Origin of the sequence: Haloechinothrix alba, assembly GCF_900188115.1 — a bacterium.
GTDB classification, from domain to species: domain Bacteria; phylum Actinomycetota; class Actinomycetes; order Mycobacteriales; family Pseudonocardiaceae; genus Haloechinothrix; species Haloechinothrix alba.
Map to the genome: position 1 here is coordinate 147,002 of NZ_FZNW01000006.1, position 15,597 is coordinate 162,598.

14 protein-coding genes are annotated in these 15,597 nt (G+C 71.0%); 4 read left to right on the forward strand and 10 right to left on the reverse strand.

Annotation, left to right across the window (positions count from 1 at the left end):
• Window positions 1–32: 32 nt before the first annotated feature.
• The 3 genes from CHB84_RS07305 to CHB84_RS07315 form a co-directional block, all read right to left on the reverse strand.
• Window positions 33–815 (reverse strand): DedA family protein, encoded by a 783-nt coding sequence (locus tag CHB84_RS07305; protein ID WP_342743942.1) that lies wholly within the window; start codon window positions 813–815, stop codon window positions 33–35.
• 280 nt (window positions 816–1,095) lie between these two features.
• Window positions 1,096–2,076 carry an oxidoreductase gene (locus tag CHB84_RS07310; RefSeq protein WP_089300738.1) on the reverse strand — a complete coding sequence of 327 codons (981 nt, stop codon included), beginning with the start codon at window positions 2,074–2,076 and terminating at the stop codon, window positions 1,096–1,098.
• 64 nt (window positions 2,077–2,140) lie between these two features.
• A complete protein-coding gene (locus CHB84_RS07315; RefSeq protein ID WP_089300739.1) occupies window positions 2,141–2,680 on the reverse strand; it encodes a hypothetical protein in 540 nt (179 codons plus the stop codon).
• A 222-nt stretch (window positions 2,681–2,902) separates the two neighbouring features.
• Between CHB84_RS07315 and CHB84_RS07320 the strand changes: the two genes are divergently transcribed.
• Complete coding sequence (locus tag CHB84_RS07320) at window positions 2,903–3,613, forward strand: TetR/AcrR family transcriptional regulator (RefSeq protein WP_089300740.1); 711 nt, start codon at window positions 2,903–2,905, stop codon at window positions 3,611–3,613.
• A 79-nt stretch (window positions 3,614–3,692) separates the two neighbouring features.
• On the opposite strand, the gene lipB is transcribed toward CHB84_RS07320, so the two are convergent.
• The 4 genes from lipB to lpdA all read right to left on the reverse strand — a co-directional run bounded on the left by lipB (window position 3,693) and on the right by lpdA (window position 8,768).
• Window positions 3,693–4,442 carry a lipoyl(octanoyl) transferase LipB gene (gene lipB / locus CHB84_RS07325; RefSeq protein ID WP_089300741.1) on the reverse strand — a complete coding sequence of 250 codons (750 nt, stop codon included), beginning with the start codon at window positions 4,440–4,442 and terminating at the stop codon, window positions 3,693–3,695.
• Between the two features lie 58 nt (window positions 4,443–4,500).
• Window positions 4,501–5,382, reverse strand: a complete 882-nt coding sequence (locus tag CHB84_RS07330) for a TIGR01777 family oxidoreductase (protein WP_089300742.1) — start codon at window positions 5,380–5,382, stop codon at window positions 4,501–4,503.
• 94 nt (window positions 5,383–5,476) lie between these two features.
• The gene (gene sucB / locus CHB84_RS07335) at window positions 5,477–7,327 is read right to left on the reverse strand and encodes a 2-oxoglutarate dehydrogenase, E2 component, dihydrolipoamide succinyltransferase (protein WP_089300743.1); all 1,851 of its coding nucleotides are present in this window, start codon (window positions 7,325–7,327) and stop codon (window positions 5,477–5,479) included.
• 67 nt (window positions 7,328–7,394) lie between these two features.
• Window positions 7,395–8,768 carry a dihydrolipoyl dehydrogenase gene (gene lpdA, locus CHB84_RS07340; RefSeq protein ID WP_089300744.1) on the reverse strand — a complete coding sequence of 458 codons (1,374 nt, stop codon included), beginning with the start codon at window positions 8,766–8,768 and terminating at the stop codon, window positions 7,395–7,397.
• 282 nt (window positions 8,769–9,050) lie between these two features.
• Between lpdA and CHB84_RS07345 the strand changes: the two genes are divergently transcribed.
• The gene (locus CHB84_RS07345; RefSeq protein WP_089300836.1) at window positions 9,051–9,410 is read left to right on the forward strand and encodes an oxidoreductase; all 360 of its coding nucleotides are present in this window, start codon (window positions 9,051–9,053) and stop codon (window positions 9,408–9,410) included.
• 23 nt (window positions 9,411–9,433) lie between these two features.
• Here the strand turns inward: CHB84_RS07345 and CHB84_RS07350 are convergent, their stop codons facing one another.
• Both CHB84_RS07350 and CHB84_RS07355 read right to left on the reverse strand, forming a co-directional pair.
• Window positions 9,434–10,642 (reverse strand): SMI1/KNR4 family protein, encoded by a 1,209-nt coding sequence (locus CHB84_RS07350; RefSeq protein WP_245818608.1) that lies wholly within the window; start codon window positions 10,640–10,642, stop codon window positions 9,434–9,436.
• 11 nt (window positions 10,643–10,653) lie between these two features.
• Window positions 10,654–12,156, reverse strand: a complete 1,503-nt coding sequence (locus tag CHB84_RS07355; protein ID WP_089300745.1) for a leucyl aminopeptidase — start codon at window positions 12,154–12,156, stop codon at window positions 10,654–10,656.
• Window positions 12,157–12,268: 112 nt separating this feature from the next.
• Between CHB84_RS07355 and CHB84_RS07360 the strand changes: the two genes are divergently transcribed.
• Both CHB84_RS07360 and CHB84_RS07365 read left to right on the forward strand, forming a co-directional pair.
• Window positions 12,269–13,237, forward strand: coding sequence for a hypothetical protein (locus CHB84_RS07360; protein ID WP_089300746.1), 969 nt, complete (start codon window positions 12,269–12,271; stop codon window positions 13,235–13,237).
• 115 nt (window positions 13,238–13,352) lie between these two features.
• The gene (locus tag CHB84_RS07365; RefSeq protein ID WP_089300747.1) at window positions 13,353–14,456 is read left to right on the forward strand and encodes a branched-chain amino acid aminotransferase; all 1,104 of its coding nucleotides are present in this window, start codon (window positions 13,353–13,355) and stop codon (window positions 14,454–14,456) included.
• Between the two features lie 30 nt (window positions 14,457–14,486).
• On the opposite strand, the gene CHB84_RS07370 is transcribed toward CHB84_RS07365, so the two are convergent.
• Window positions 14,487–15,593 carry a nicotinate-nucleotide--dimethylbenzimidazole phosphoribosyltransferase gene (locus CHB84_RS07370; RefSeq protein WP_089300748.1) on the reverse strand — a complete coding sequence of 369 codons (1,107 nt, stop codon included), beginning with the start codon at window positions 15,591–15,593 and terminating at the stop codon, window positions 14,487–14,489.
• Between the last annotated feature and the right edge of the window lie 4 nt (window positions 15,594–15,597).

A 15,597-nucleotide genomic window follows, 5' to 3' on the forward strand; every position in this document is an offset into this window, starting at 1 on the left:
TCGGGGCGCGCGAGGTCGCGGCGAGGCCGGGATCAGTCCCCCGAAGCCTGCGAGTGCGTGCGGCGGTGCTGCTGGTCATCACGCGCCATGCGTCCCGCGTCGGTCTGCGCGCTGCCGTCGCCGTCCCACGGTGCCGGTGTGCGGTGCCCGGACAGGTCCGGAATCGGCGCCGAGCCCGCACGGTCCTGGTCCGGGTCCTCCTGGCCGGCGAGCGCCTTCTTGCGCCGTTTCCGGCGTACCACGAGCGCGAGAGCGGCCGCGACCAGCGCGAGCAGGATCCAGCTGCCGTACCCGATGGCCTCCTCGATCTGGCGCGCCGCCTTACCGGCGGCGGCTCCGACGAGAATGTGCAGCCCGCACCACGTCATCCCGGCGACCGCGGAGGCAGGCAGGAACTTCCGGAAGGGCAGGCCCGCCGCACCGGCCGCCGCGGGCACGAGCGTGCGCATCACCGGGAGGTAGATGGCGATCATCACCGCGATCGTGCCCCTGCGGCGCAGGAACCGGGTGGCGGAGTCCCAGCTCTGGCCCCCGTACCTGCGGACGGGCCGTGTCTGGCGAATGCGTGGCCCGAAGAATCTCCCCAGGCCGTAACCGATGCAGTAGCCGAGGATCGCGCAGACCGAGGTGACTGCCCAGATGGTCAGGAACGTGCCCGTCGTGGTCGCGGTGGTCCCCACGACCAGGAGGCCGGCCTCACCGGGCGCGACCATCCCGAAGCCGAGCGTGGTCTCCGCCGCGACGAGCAGGCCCGCGGCCAGCATCAACAGTTCAGGCGGCAGGCTGGCCAGCCATGCGAGAAGCTCCGTGATCACAGAGGGTCCTAGTCGTGGCGTGACGCCGGCACGAGGCCGCGCGACGATCGGTTACATCCTGCGGTCCCGCGCCCGAGTGGTGTGCCACCGTGCCCGGAGCGTGCTGCGCCGCACATCGATCGGCCCTCGACTCCGCCCTGCGAGCCCGGAACTCCTCCCGTCACCATACGCGGGCGCACCCGGTGGCGTTACGCGCGCATCAGGCCGTGCGATGCGCTGTGATCCACCTCACCGGTTGTCACCCGGCGCGCGGGTACCGCGTGCGCTCACGCCCGCTACCTCACCGACGCCCGTGCGGGTCAGGCGTTACCCCGGTCAGCCGCGCGGTGAGCTCCCAGAAACGGTCGCCGAGCTCGGTGTCGCGTGCCGGTCGCAGCGGCTTGACAGCGGTGGGCGCACCCCGCATCTGGCGGAACCCGTCCGGACCGAAGTACTGGCCACTCTCGACCTCCGGTGCCGTCGCCGCGTGCAGCTGGGGGAGGGCGCCACGGTCGACGCTCTGGGCCAGGACGGCGTCGCTGAACCAGGAGCCCGCGCGGAGTACCCCGGATACCAGCGGGTTGCGGTAACTGCCTGCCATCGAGCCTGCCAGGCCTGTTGCCGTGAGGCCGGGGTGTGCCGCGACGCTGCTGACGCGCTCACCGGCCGCGTGCAGCCTGCGGTGCAGCTCGAGGGCGAACACCTGGTTGGCGAGTTTGGACTGGCCGTAGGCACCCCACGGGTTGTAGGTGCGGCGCTCGTAGTTGGGATCGTCGAGGTCGATCCTGGCCTGCGTCGCGGCGATGCTGGACACCGAGACGACACGGGCGCCGGTCTCCGACCCGCGCAGTGCGGGCATGAGCAGCCAGGTGAGTGCGGCATGCCCGAGATGGTTGGTACCGAACTGCAGCTCGAACCCGTCCTTGGTGGCGCTCTTGGGTACCGCCATGATGCCGGCGTTGTTCACCAGCACGTCCAGCCGGTCTCCGGTGATCTCCCGGATCTCGCCGGCGCTGTCCCGTACGGCGGTCAGATCACCGAGATCGAGCTGCACGAGCCGGGGCTTGCTACCAGTGGCCTGCCGGGTCACCGCATCGAGGGCGCTCTGACCGCGTTCCGGTGAGCGGCAGGCGAGCAGCACGTGCGCACCCTTGCCTGCCAGCACGCTCGCCGTCCGGAGTCCCAGCCCCGAGTTCGCCCCCGTGACCAGAACAGTCCTTCCCGACTGGTCGGGGATGCGCGACTCGTCCCAGCTGCCGGTTCGAGGGGATTGATCTGTCATGGCATCACCCTACTGGTCTTGCGTGGACCGAACGATCCCGTATGGCAGGCACTGCCGGGTGCCGTCATGCGCTCCGCGCGAACATGCGCAGCACCTGCCCCTTGGAGCGCTCGCTGCGCGCGGCACCGTGCGTGGCACCGTGCCGGGTCAGCGCGAGGAACGCCGCACCGACCCTTGCGGCTTCGGCCGGGGCCTCGTCCGGCTCGGCCAGGCCCGCGGTGACCGCGAGTACCCGCTGTTCCCGCTGGAGCGCGGCGGTGCCCACATCGGGGTAGCGTTCGAGGTTGGCGTCCAGCACGGCGCGCAGGGCGGCGTGTTCCTCCGCGGCCCGTCGCCAGGCGCGGGCGACACCGTCGGCGGGATCGTAGCCGTCCTCGCCGGCGGGACGGTCCCCGTCGTCCGGTCTGCCGAGCTCCGCGCGGAGTTGCCCGGTCATCACCTGCATCCAGTGATAGTGCATGGCCAGCAGCAGCTCTCGCTCGTCGCGGAACACCTGCCCCGCGCCGACCTCGGTGAACGGCAGCGAACCGTCCGGGGAACGTTCCGCCGCGTGCAGGACGGCTGCGATGGTGTCGCGACGCCTGTAGAAGTCCTCCCAGCTCATGGCCTGTCTCCTTCCCCGCTGATGCCCTGTGCCCCCCGCTGTGCGCACGCGGGACACACGCGGACGCACGCCGGCGCAGCGTGCTGACTCGGGCGTGGCGCCGAGGTTCGTGACCTGCGTCATACCGTGAGTGTGCGGCATACTGACAGTACGGCGCGGCAGCTCGAAGTTACCATGCGCGGACGCGCGAGCAGGGCTTGTAGGCTTGTGAGGGTGGTGACAATGCGGTCGAGACGGCTGGAGTACTCGGAGTCGACACGGAGCGCGCTCGTGGAGAGCGCGGTCACCCTGTTCACCAAACATGGCTACGCAGGCACCTCTCTCGACGAGATCGCCAAGCGCGCACGGGTGACGAAGGGCGCGCTGTACCACCATTTCAGCGGTAAGCAAGCGCTCTTCGAGGCTGCTTTCGACGCGGTCGAGCGGCGGGTGCACGCCGAGCTCACCGAGGTGACCGAGGGCGACGGTGCGCCGTGGGACCGCGCCGTCGAAGGGCTGCGCACATTCCTCACGATCTGCCTCGAGCCGGAGTACCAGCGCATCGTGATCCACGAGGCGCCTGTCGTGATGGGTGCCGAACGGTGGCGCGAGGCCGAGAGCCACTACAGCTACGGCGTGATCCGCTCCATCCTCAATGACCTGGTCGAGTCCGGCCACCTCGGGGCGATCCCGCTCGAGGTCACCGCGAACCTGCTGTTCGGGGCCCTGTCGGCAGCGGCATCCATGATCGCGGGCTCCGCCGACCCCAAGGACGTCAGTGCCCGGACCGAGGAGGTCATCGTGCAGGTCCTGCGTTCGGTCCGGGCGAGCGCCGCGGCCGGTACGCCGGATACGGATGCGGGACCGGCACGGGGCAAGCGCTCCGCCGCGCACATCGCGGACAAGATCAGGACCAAGGTCGCGGGCGATCCGTCCGGTGCGGGGGAGCGGTAACCCACCTCCCCGAACTGGCACGCCACAGGCACGCCACAGGCACACCGTCACGCGTGGCGCGGCCTCGCGGCAGGCACGATCAGTCCTGGAAGGCGAACGTCACGCCGGGTGCGTGTGCCTCGCCTCCCGCGGCGCGATCGAGGCTACGCTCGTCGTCGACGGCGAGCTCGCCGTCCAGTGCGGCGAGCACGGCCGTGCGCGCGAGCGGCAGCACCTCGTCCACGGTCACATCGCGGCCGAGCTCGGCCGACAGCGAGGTCACGCCCGCGTCGCTGATGCCGCACGGCACGATGCGGTCGAACGCCGTCATGTCCGGGTTGCAGTTGATCTCGAACCCGTGCATGGTGACGCCCTGCTGGACGCGGATACCCAGGGCCGCGATCTTGCGTACCGGCCCGTTCCGGTCCGCGGGTAACCAGACGCCGCTCCTGCCGTCCACCCGGCCGGTGTGCACCCCGAGCCGGTCACACACGTCGATCAGCGCTTGCTCGAGGCGGCGCACGTAGTGCAGCACGTCGATCGGATCGGCGAGCTTGATGATCGGGTAACCGACCAGCTGACCGGGACCGTGCCAGGTGATCTTCCCGCCGCGGTCCACGTCGATGACCGGGGTGCCGTCCGTGGGGCGCTCGGCGTCCTCCGTGCGCTTACCTGCCGTGTACACCGACGGGTGCTGCAGCAGCAGCAGCGTATCGGGCTGCTCCTGCTCCGCGCGTGCGGTGACGAGGTCGCGCTGCATGTCCCACGCTCGGGAGTACTCGATGGTGCCGACCTCGCGAACGACGACCGGCTCACTGGATTCGCGGCAGCTGGGGTACGAGTTCGTCACGACGTGAGCGTACCGCGTGCGTGGCCCCGTCCGGGAGTGGATCGCACGGGTATCGGCGTCACAGCAGGTCGGCGAGGGCGGTGTCGAGATCCGTATGGGCGAACTCGAATCCTGCCGAGCTCAACGCGGCCGGTAGGACGCGCTGGCTGATCAGGGCGGTCTCCTCAGCTGCCTCGCCGAGAGCGACGCGCAGGACCGGCGCGGGCACCGTCCACGGCGCCGGCCGGTTCACCTGCCTGGCGAGTGCCCTGGTGAACTCGCGGTTGGTGACCGGGCCCGGCGCGCACAGGTTCACCGGCCCGGAGACCGAGCCGTGCTCGATGGCGAACCGGATCGCGGCGACCTCGTCGGACAGGCTGATCCAGGACATGTACTGCGCGCCGGACCCCAGGCGGCCGCCGAGCGCGAGCAGGAACACCGGCTCGAGGAGCCGGAGCAGCCCACCGTGGCCGGCAAGGACCAGGCCCGTGCGCACCGAGACCACCCGGGTACCCGCCCCGCGTGCCGGCCCGGTCGCGCGCTCCCACTCCACGCACAGCTGTGCCATGAAGCCCTCGCCGGGGCCGTGCGACTCGTCCACCGCGACGTCGGCGGTGTCGCCGTAGTAGGCGATCCCGGAGGCATTGACCAGGACGGGCACCCGGTGCTCTGCGACAGCCTCGGCCAGCACCTCGGTGGGCTCGATCCTGCTGTTGCGGATCATCTGCTTGCGCGCCGCGCTCCACCGGCCGAGCAGGGACGACCCGCACAGGTTCACCACGGCCTCGACACCGTCGAAGGCCCCGTCCGCGACCGTGCCCCTGGGAGGATCCCAGTTGCGCTCGTCCTCGGCTACCGGTTCCCCGCGCACCAGCCTGAGGACCTCATGCCCCGCGCGACGCAACTCGTCGACGAGTGCGCTGCCGATGAACCCGCTCGACCCCGCGATGAGAATCCGCATGTCGAGACCCTATCGCCTGTGCAGGGTCCTGTGTGCACGTTCCGCTGTGCGGGCCGCGCTCAGGCCCCCGCACAGCGGAACGGGAGCGTGCCGGCTACAGGCCGAGCTCGCTTTCGAACGCGGCCTCCTCGAGCCGGTGCTTGATCGTCGTCAGGAAGCGGCCCGCGTCCGCGCCGTCGACCAGCCGGTGGTCGTAGGTCAGCGCGAGGTAGGCCATGGACCTGATGGCGATGGTGTCGTTGCCGTCCATATCGCTGATCACCACAGGTCGCTTGACAACGGCACCCACGCCGAGGATCCCGGACTGCGGCTGGTTGATGATCGGGGTGTCGAACAGCGCGCCGTTGCTGCCGAGGTTGGTGACCGTGAAGGTGCCGCCCGAGAGCTCCTCCGGGACGATCTTGTTGGTCCGGGTGCGCTTGGCGAGGTCGTCGATCCGGGTGGCAAGCCCCGCGAGGTTGAGGTCCCCCGCGTTGTGCAGCACCGGCGAGATCAGCCCACGGTCGGTGTCCACCGCGACGGCCAGGTGTTCGGCGTCGAAGTAGGTGATCTGCTGGGCTTCCTCGTCGAGATAGGCGTTGACGTTCGGGTGCTGCTTGAGCGCTTCCACCGTTGCCTTGGCGAAGAACGGCAGAAACGTGAGCTTGACGCCCTCGCGTTCGAGGAACGCTGCTTTTGCCTTTTCACGCAGTCGCGCGATCTTGGTGACGTCGACCTCGTGCACCTGCGTGAGCTGGGCCGAGTTCTGCAGCGACTCCTTGGTCCGCTTCGCGATGGTCAGCCGGACCCGGTTCGCCTTCTGCGTCGTGCCGCGCATCCCCGAGGTGTCCTCGGCAGGCGGGGCAGGCGCCGTCGAGCCCGCCGACGGACCCCCTTGCGGGCCCTGCGCGGCCGGTTCCGCTGCGGGCGCCTGCTGCTGCTTGGCTTCGATCGCGGCCGTGACGTCCTGCTTGCGGATCCGGCCTCCGACCCCGCTTCCCTGCAACGAGTTCAGGTCGATGCCGTGCTCGGACGCGAGCTTGCGCACCAGCGGTGTGACGTAGGGAGTCGATGCGGTGCCGTCGGCGGGTGCCGCCCCGTCCCCGGACGGCCCACCGGACTGCCCCGCGGACGGCGCTGCCGGCTCGGGAGTGGCGTGCCGGCCGGAGCTCGCGGCTGCCGCGGGTTCCTGCGCCTGCTGCGGCTGTGCCTGCTGCGGCTGTGCCTGCTGCGGCTGGGGCCGCTCCTGCTGGGCCTGCTCCTGTTGTGCCTGCTCCTGCTGTGCCTGCTCATGCTGGGGCTGCTGGCCCGCGGCAGGCGCTGCCGGGGCGTCTCCGATCACCGCGAGGCGGCCGCCGACCTCCACGGTCTCGTCCGCCTGCGCCGTGATCTCCAGGAGCGTGCCGGCGACGGGGGAGGGTACCTCGGTGTCGACCTTGTCGGTGGAGATCTCCAGCAGGGGTTCGTCCACCTCGACGCGGTCGCCCTCCTGCTTGAGCCACCGGGTAACGGTGCCTTCGGTGACGCTCTCCCCGAGCTCGGGCAGGGTCACGGGGGTGCCACCGCCCCCGGACGTCGCCGGCGCGGGCTCCGCAGGCTGTTGGGGCGCTTGTTGGGTGGCATCCTGCTCGGCCGCAGGCTGCTGGGCAGGCTGCTCGACCGGCTGCTGGGCTTGCTGCTGGGGTGCCGACTGCTGCCCCTGCTCGGCCGGGGCGGCGTCGCCCCCCGAGCCGTCATCGATGACGGCGAGTTCGGCGCCCACCTCGACGGTCGTGTCCTGGGTTGCGACGATCCGGGTCACGGTGCCGGCGACGGGGGAGGGTACCTCGGTGTCGACCTTGTCGGTGGAGATCTCCAGCAGGGGTTCGTCCACCTCGACGCGGTCGCCCTCCTGCTTGAGCCACCGGGTAACGGTGCCTTCGGTGACGCTCTCGCCGAGTTCCGGCAATGTGAGGGAGAAGGCCATCTCTTGCTGACTCCTCAGTGTCTGTGTCGAAGCCGGTTGTTCACGGTAGTCGAGCTCTCGGCCGTGATCAGCCGTGCACGTGCAAGGGCTTGCCGGCGAGCGCGAGATGCGCCTCGCCGAGCGCTTCGGTCTGCGTGGGGTGGGCGTGGATCAGGGGGGCGACGTCGGCGGGGAACGCCTCCCAGTTGTAGATCAGTTGCGCTTCCCCGATGAGCTCACCGACGCGGTCGCCAACCAGGTGCAGGCCGACGACCGGACCGTCCGGTGCCTGGATCAACTTCACCGCTCCGGATGTCTTCAGGATCTGGCTCTTGCCGTTACCGCCGAGGTCGTAGGTGAAGGTGGTGACGTCGGATCCGTAGCGCTGGCGAGCCTCGTCCTCCGACAGCCCCACAGAGGCCACCTCGGGATGGCAGTAGGTCACGCGGGGAATACCGGCCTCGTCGATCGGCTCCGGGTTCAGGCCCGCGATGTCCTCGGCCACGAAGATCCCTTGTGCGAACCCGCGGTGGGCGAGCTGCAGCCCGTCGACGATGTCCCCGACAGCGTAGACGCCGGGAAGGTTGGTGCGCATGCGCTCGTCCGTGGTGACGAAGCCGCGGTCCATGGCGACGCCCACCTCGGAGTAGCCGTGGCCTGCCGTGTTGGGTCCCCTGCCAACGGCCACGAGCAACAGATCGGCGTCCAGTGTCTCGCCGGACTCCAGCGAGACGGACACGCCGTTGTCGGTCTGGGCCGCGTCGGTGAACTTCACCCCCGTCTTGAACCCGATCTTGCGGCGGCGGAAGGCGCGTTCCAGCTGCTTGGACGCGAACTCGTCCTCGGCGGGGACCAGCCGGGGCAGTGCCTCGACGATCGTCACGTCGGCACCGAAGGAGGCCCAGACGCTGGCGAACTCGACTCCGATCACGCCCCCGCCCAGCACGACGACCTTGTCGGGTACGTAGTCCATCGTGAGTGCCTGCTCACTGGCCACGATGCGCCCGCCGAGCTCCAGTCCCGGCAGGGTCTTGGAGTACGACCCGGTGGCCAGCAGCACGTTCCGGCCGGTGTACCTCGTCCCGTCGACCTCGACGGTGTGCTGGTCGACCAGCGTTCCGCTGCCCTCGACGAAGGTCACGCCGTGGGCCTTCGTCAGCCCCTGCAGCCCCTTGTACAGGCGGTTGACGATGCCGTCCTTGTACTTGTTGACCCCTGCGATGTCGACGCCGTCGAAGGTGGCCTTCACCCCGAACTGGTCACTGTCGCGTGCCGCGTCCGCGATCTCGGCCGCGTGCAGCAGGGCCTTGGTCGGGATGCAACCACGGTGCAGGCACGTCCCTCCCAGCTTGTCCTTTTCGATCAGGGTTACGGAAAGGCCCAACTCGGCCGCACGGAACGCCGCGGCATAGCCGCCCGATCCGCCACCAAGGATCACCAGGTCAGCGGATGTATCAGACACTTCGAACTCTCCTTGCGAAGGCGACGACAATGGGTCGTGGTCGTACGCTGCCGGCGGTACGGTCCCGCCGGTGGCACATGTCATCTTGTCACTACGGTTGCCACGGTAGCGAGTTACCCGCGAGTGCGCGTGAGCAACAGGCACGTGATCGTGGTGATAATGGAGACAACAGCACGGCCGTGGGCGGTGGAATACGCGCGGTCGTACTTGTCGTGCCGGTGGAGCCGGTGACCGAGCGCCGCGCGCGCGAGCGTGGCCCGACAGGAGCTGAGGTGGTACTCGGTGGGTCTTTTCGACTCGTTCCGCAAGCGTCGCAAGTCGGGTGGGGCGCGAGGAGGCGTGCGCAAGTCGACCTCGAACGACATTGCGCACCTCGATGAGTGGGCCGCCCAGCGGCGGGGAGTCGAGGCGTTCGTCGAACCCCCCACCCGGATCACGGAGACGACCGTCGTGCTCATCGCGCACGACGGGGAATGGACCCGCCGCAGGATCGGCAGCCTGGATGCCGCCCAGGAGTTCGGGCACAAGCGTTCGATGCCGGTCTACGAAGTGTCCAAGGTCGGCTACCCGCAACGCATGCGCGACTACACCGAGCGCCAGAAGATCCTGGACAGGCGGCGGCGGGAACGGGGAGAGGCGTGACCGGCCCGTCCGTGTGCCCCGGTTCACCGGCATTGCTCCAGCAGGTGCAGATGCCGTTCCAGTAGTGGGCGGAAGCCGACGTGCACGCTCGTACCCAGCTGCGGATCCCACTCGGCCGCGTACCAGGTCGTCGCCGCACTGCCCGCCGCGCTGTCGGCGCGGGCTCGCACCAGCAGTACGAGCACCCCGGTCGGGCCAGGGGAGCTGATCACGACGCCGCGTTCGGCGCTGGCGTACAGCTCCGTGGCGCCGAGCAGCCGGGGGAAGACCACATCGGCCGGTAGGCCGTCACAGGTCCGCAGGAACTGCCGGTAGTCCGCCGGTAGCGCCACGCCGAGCCTGCGCTCCGCCTCACCCACCCGCTGCGCGGGCGCGGGGGAGGGCGCCTGCGGAGGCTCGACGTCGGGATGGTGCCTGGCTGTCAGGATCGCGGAGACGAGCTCGCCCATGGTGCGCTCACCCGACCTGTCGCGGTGTTCCCTCGGGTGCCTGCCGCGCAGCACGGCCTGCAGCTCGCCGGCGCACCGCCGTGCCCACGAGCCACCGACACCGAGGGGCTCTGCGAGCGCGCCCTCAAGCAGTAGCCCCGCGAGGTTGCGGCATCCCGCCAGCATCGCCACCGGTGGCCACGGCCTGCCGCGCGCCGTGCAGGCCCAGCGGTGCAGCGCAGCACGCGCGTGCTCGGTGTGCCCGGCGAGCGCGGCGTCATCGGCTTCCCGCGCGATCGGGCGCAGCGGGTCGACAGGCTCCGGCTCCGCGCCGTGCCCGGACGGCGCGGAGCTGCCGGCGAGGTCGTCGGCCAGCTGGGTGGCCGCCTCCGCGCCGACATCTCCCACGAGCCTGCCGAGCAGGTCGCTCGGGGAGTGCTGCCGCCTGCCCAAGTACGCGCGATGCGCCCGCTGCTCGGCATCGAGGTCGGGCGGCACGAGTTCGGCCGCCCATCCGGGCTGCGCGGGCCGGTGGGCGAGCAGTACCGCGACCGCCCGCCGCATCACCGCGTCGGTGAACAGCTCCTCGACGGCCGACCCCGCCGCGCGCCGCCACGTGGTGATCAACCGGTCCGACTCGCCTGCGAACCCGCAACCTGCGAGCAGGACCGCGGCGTGGCCGACCGTGGCCGCCAGCCGGGCGGGCGGTGCGGTCAGCGCGGTCGAGGTCGCCAGCTCGACGTAGGAGTCCGGGTCCCAGGCAGTGACCGGGGGCGCCACGATCGGGCCGCGCGGCGGGTACATCGCCGGTTCCGCTAGTCGCGCTCGGCGAGGTCGGCGAGCACGGCAGCCATGGTGCGAACCGGGACCCCGGTTCCACCCTTACCCGTGTAGCCCCACGTGCCCGTGGTGTTGAACGCGGGTCCGGCCACATCGATGTGCACCCAGGGCAGGTCGTCGGCGACGAACTCGCGCAGGAAGACCCCTGCCACGAGCATGCCGCCCCAGCGGTTGCCGGTCACGTTGGCGATGTCGGCGATCCGGGAGTCCAGCTCGCCGCGCAGCTCCTCCGGAAGCGGCATCGCCCAGCCGCCCTCGCCGGTGCGCCGCGCGATGTCGGCGACCCGGTCGCGAAACTCGTCCGAGCCCATCACGCCCGGGGTCCTGTTGCCGAGCGCGACGGTCTGCGCGCCGGTCAGCGTCGAGGTCTCGATCAGGTAGTCGGGGTCGTCCTCGGCCGCCCGCGCGATCGCGTCCGCGAGGATCAACCGTCCCTCCGCGTCGGTGTTGAGCACCTCCACCGTCGTGCCGCCGTAGGTCTCCAGCACATCCCCCGGGCGGTACGCCGTCGCCGACGGCATGTTCTCCGCGAGCGGGATGTCGGCGGTGATCTCGAGGGGGTACCGCAGCTTCGCGGCGAGCACGATCGTGGCGAGCACGGCCGCCGCACCGGCCATGTCCGAGGTCATGTTCTCCATGCCGGCGGCAGGCTTGATCGAGATGCCGCCAGTGTCGAACGTGATGCCCTTACCGACGAGCGCGACCTTCCGGACCGGCTTGCTGCCCTTGTACCGCAGCCGCACCAGACGCGGTTTACGGACCGAGCCCCCGCCGACCCCGAGGATCCCCCCGAAGCCGTTGCGCTCGAGATCCTGCTCGTCGAGGACGTCGACGGAGAGGTCGACGGACTCGGCGAGCTCGCGTACCCGATCGGCGAACACCTCGGGGTAGAGGTCGTTCGGCGGCGTGTTGACGAGGTCGCGCGCCAGGATGACCGCCTCGGCGATGCTCGTGGCGGCCGTGACGGTGGCCTGGTGGTCCCGGGACGACCCCTCCGCCGGGCTGAGCAGATCGATCGTGGCAAGGGGCTCGCCGGCGGACTCGGACTTGTAGTCGGTGAACGCGTAGGCACCGAGGGCGGTACCTTCCACCGTGGCCTGCGGGTCGAGCGCGGAGAGGGTGGACAGCACATGCGTGGTGCCGCTCGGCAGCGCCCGCGCCGCTGCGCCGGATGCGCGCCGGACCTGCTCGGGCGTGATGCCGCCGTCCACCTTGCCGAGCCCGGCTGCGAGGACGAGAGGGGGGCCGAGCCTGCCGAGGGTCGGTACCTTGACGACCTCATCCGCCTTGCCCTTGGCTCCGAGGGTGGCGAGCACCTCGGCGAGCGTGCCGTCGAACGCGCCGTCGACCGCCTGGGAGCCGCTCGCGATCTCGACCCCGTCCTCGCCCTGTATGGTCGCGATGATGATCGCTTCGCTGTCGCTTGCGGTCACAGCGTCGTCACGGCTGTCTACGAGCGCGAACTGGGGCACGGTCACGGTGACTCCTTGCGTGTCGATCGCGGGTAATTGCACCTGCCTGCTGGGCGGGCTCGAATGCCATGCTATTGGCGACGCCGACGGGGACCGAACGAGAGGTCGGTGATCGCCGGTGTTGTTGGGCGCCGGACTGCTGGTGGGCATCGCCGCCGGTGCCGCGGCCGGTGGCTGGTGGATGCCGGGCGGGCTCGTACTCGCCGGGCTGGCGGCAGCCGCCACGGAGCGGACCCGGCGCCCGGCCTGGCCGGAGCTGCGGGCAACGGCGGCAGCCGTATACGCGACCATGCTGTCGCTGACGTTCGCCACCTACCTCGTTCCCGGCCATGCCGCAGGCACAGCCGTGGTCCTCGTGGCCGTTACCGCCGCGGCGGTCGGGCTCGGGTGGACCCCGGACCGGCACTTCCGGCGCCTGGTGACGGCGCTGCTGCTGGCCGCGGCCGTCGCGTTCGTCGCGGTCTGCCTGGCCATCAGGCCCGTCGGCACCGGTACGGCGGGCGTACCCGCCCCGACGGTGCTCGGTGTTGGCGGGGACGTGATCGCCTCGGGGGTGGTGCTGTTCGCGCTGTTCGCCGGCCTCGACAGGGGACTCGACGGGGGGCTCGACAGGGAGTTCGACAGGGGACAGCGGCGCGGGCTGGTCGTGCTGCGGCCGGCCGGAGCTATCGGGGTGGCCGTGGCCGTCGCGGGTGCCGCGTTGTACCAGCTGGGCCCCGCGCGGCTCGGCCTGTCCCCGGCGCCGGTGCGGGACGTGCTGGTCGCGGCCGACGCAGGGGCGCTCGTCGGGGTCGCGCATGCCGTCGTGGCACTGGCGACCGTGACGGGGATGGTCGTGGTGCTCGCCGCGGCGCGCGACGATCTCGGCAGGACCGCGCCTGCCGCGCGCCACACGAACTCCATGTCCCCGCGGGCGCGGGGAATGGTGCTCACCGCGCCACCGGCGTTACTCGCCGCCGCGCTCGCCGTCCTGCCGACCCCGCGTACCGCGCTGCTGCTGGCCTCGTCCGTGGCGCTGATCGCGGCCGTGCTGGGGTGTGTCCGGCCTCGCGGTGCCGCCCGGCCTGCCTGCCGGTCCGGCGGTTGAGCTCCCCATCGGTGCTCGCCGGCTGGGGGCGCGGTACGGGCCCCGGACCTGTCGACCGCAGGGCAAAGTTGACACAGATCTCCCTCTCCGCTGCCACACGAGATACGGTTCACCCATGACGACCTCACTACCTTTCACCCACAGCCTCAGCTCCAACCCGGCGACCCCGGAACGCGTCGCTGAGGTACTGGCGAATCCCGGATTCGGTACCCACTTCACCGACCACATGGTGACCGTGCGGTGGGACTCCGGGCGCGGATGGCACGACGCCACCGTCGAGCCGTACGGTCCGGTGACCCTGGAGCCCGCGACGTCGGTCCTGCACTACGGCCAGGCGATCTTCGAGGGCCTCAAGGCCTATCGCCAGCCGGACGGCTCGGTGGCCTCGTTCCGGCCGCAGCAGAACGCGGCCCGCTTCCGGCGCTCGGCACGGCGCCTGGCGATCCCCGAGCTCGACGAGGAGGTCTTCCTCCGGTCGATCGAGGAGCTGATCGCGGTCGATGGTCGCTGGGTGCCCGCGCAGGAAGGTGAGTCGCTGTACCTGCGCCCGTTCACCATCGCCACCGAGGCGAGTCTCGGTGTGAACCGCCCGGCGAACAGGTACCTGTACTCGCTGATCGCCTCGCCTGCCGGCTCGTACTTCGCCGGTGGTGTCAAGCCGGTCAGCGTGTGGCTGTCGACCGACTACACGCGCGCGGCTCCTGGCGGGACCGGCTTCGTCAAGTGCGCCGGCAACTACGCTGCTTCCTTCGTCGCGCAGGCACAGGCGGTCGAGCAGGGCTGCGACCAGGTGGTGTGGCTCGACGCGAACGAGCACAGGTGGGTCGAGGAGATGGGCGGCATGAACCTGTTCTTCGTGTTCGGGTCCGGGGAGAACGCGCACATCGTCACGCCCGAGCTGACCGGCACCCTGCTGCCCGGCGTCACGCGCGACTCGCTGATCACGCTGTGCCGGGACTTCGGCTACCCGGTGACGGAACGCAAGATCTCCACCGAGGAATGGGAGAAGGCCGCGACCTCGGGAGAGCTGACGGAGGTCTTCGCCTGCGGCACCGCCGCGGTCATCACGCCGGTCGGCCGGGTGCGGCACGCCGGGGGAGAGTTCGACGTCGGCGGAGGTGACCCCGGCGAGGTCACCATGCGGCTGCGTGGTGAGCTCATCGGCATCCAGACCGGCACCCATCCCGACCCGCACGGGTGGATGCACCCGCTGACGTGAGGCGCAGGGCGCGGGTTGCGGATTCGCAGGCTACTCGGCGGCCGAGCCGGTCCCGGCGTGCACGCTGGTCGCGGTGCTGAGCATCGGGAGCAGTGCCGCACCCGCGCCCGCACCCATGTCGAACTCCAGCACGGGGTCGAGCCCCAGATGCTCGAGTGCGACGGCGTGCGCCGGTTCCGGCTCGAGATGGGTCGCGCGCCACCAGAGGCAGGCCCCAGGCGCGAGCTCGTTGGCCGCGAGCGCGGCCGCCGCCGCCGTCATCCCGTCGAGCAGTACCGGGGTCCGCCGGAGGGCGGCTTGCGCCAGGAAACCCGCGATGGCCGCGATATCCGTCCCGCCGACGGTGCGCAGGTATGCCAGCGGAGCGTGCTGCCCCCGGCGTGCGCGGCGCAGCGCGTCGCGGATGGCCACCGTCTTGCGCATCCATGCGCGGTCGTCGATGCCGGAGCCGCGCCCGGCCACAGCCACCGGCTCGGCACCTGCCAGCGCCGCGACGACGGTCGCCGCCGGTGTCGACGCGGCGACCCCGATGCCGGTGGCCAGCAGCAGGTCGGCCCCGGCGTCGACCTCCGCGTCCGCGATGGTCATGCCTGCCCGGACGGCGGAGACGGTGTCGCGCTCGTCAAGGGCGTTCTCGACATCGATCGCGCCGGAGGAACGGCGGATCTTGAAGCGTGACTCGGCGAGCGACTCGTCGACATCGCCGGACAGCCCGATGTCGATGATCCGGGGGCTGACCCCCGCGAGCTCGGCGAACAGGCGCATGGCAACGTCTGCGCCGGAGGTCGGGGCCGTGATCAGGTCGGCCGTCGAGTTCGTCTCGCGGGCCGACACGCGCCTGGCCGCGATGCCGTGGTCGGCGGCGAACACCACGGGGCGGGGTGCGCGCAGCGGCCGGGGCGGGAATCGCCCCTGGCATGCCGCGATCCAGGCGGCGAGCTCGTCGAGGGGGCCCAGCCCGCCTGCGCGCGCCTGCGCCGTGCTGCGCTCGCCGGTCCGTCGCCGGGGCGGCACGGGGGTGCTCAACAGGGGCGCGCCCGCCTGCGCAAGGACCTTGGCCCGTGCCGCGTCGTCAGGTGAGTCGACAGGGCCGAACTCTGGAGTGTCGTTCCGTGCGCTGTCCTGGTCCGATGTCATAGCA

What these genes read in the sequence shown, in the direction of transcription:
- CHB84_RS07310 (WP_089300738.1), bottom strand. Translation starts at nt 2,076, where the DNA reads ATGACAGATCAATCCCCTCGAACCGGCAGCTGGGACGAGTCGCGCATC.
- CHB84_RS07315 (WP_089300739.1), bottom strand. Translation starts at nt 2,680, where the DNA reads ATGAGCTGGGAGGACTTCTACAGGCGTCGCGACACCATCGCAGCCGTC.
- CHB84_RS07320 (WP_089300740.1), top strand. Translation starts at nt 2,903, where the DNA reads ATGCGGTCGAGACGGCTGGAGTACTCGGAGTCGACACGGAGCGCGCTC.
- CHB84_RS07330 (WP_089300742.1), bottom strand. Translation starts at nt 5,382, where the DNA reads ATGCGGATTCTCATCGCGGGGTCGAGCGGGTTCATCGGCAGCGCACTC.
- sucB (WP_089300743.1), bottom strand. Translation starts at nt 7,327, where the DNA reads ATGGCCTTCTCCCTCACATTGCCGGAACTCGGCGAGAGCGTCACCGAA.
- CHB84_RS07350 (WP_245818608.1), bottom strand. Translation starts at nt 10,642, where the DNA reads ATGTACCCGCCGCGCGGCCCGATCGTGGCGCCCCCGGTCACTGCCTGG.
- CHB84_RS07365 (WP_089300747.1), top strand. Translation starts at nt 13,353, where the DNA reads ATGACGACCTCACTACCTTTCACCCACAGCCTCAGCTCCAACCCGGCG.
- CHB84_RS07370 (WP_089300748.1), bottom strand. Translation starts at nt 15,593, where the DNA reads ATGACATCGGACCAGGACAGCGCACGGAACGACACTCCAGAGTTCGGC.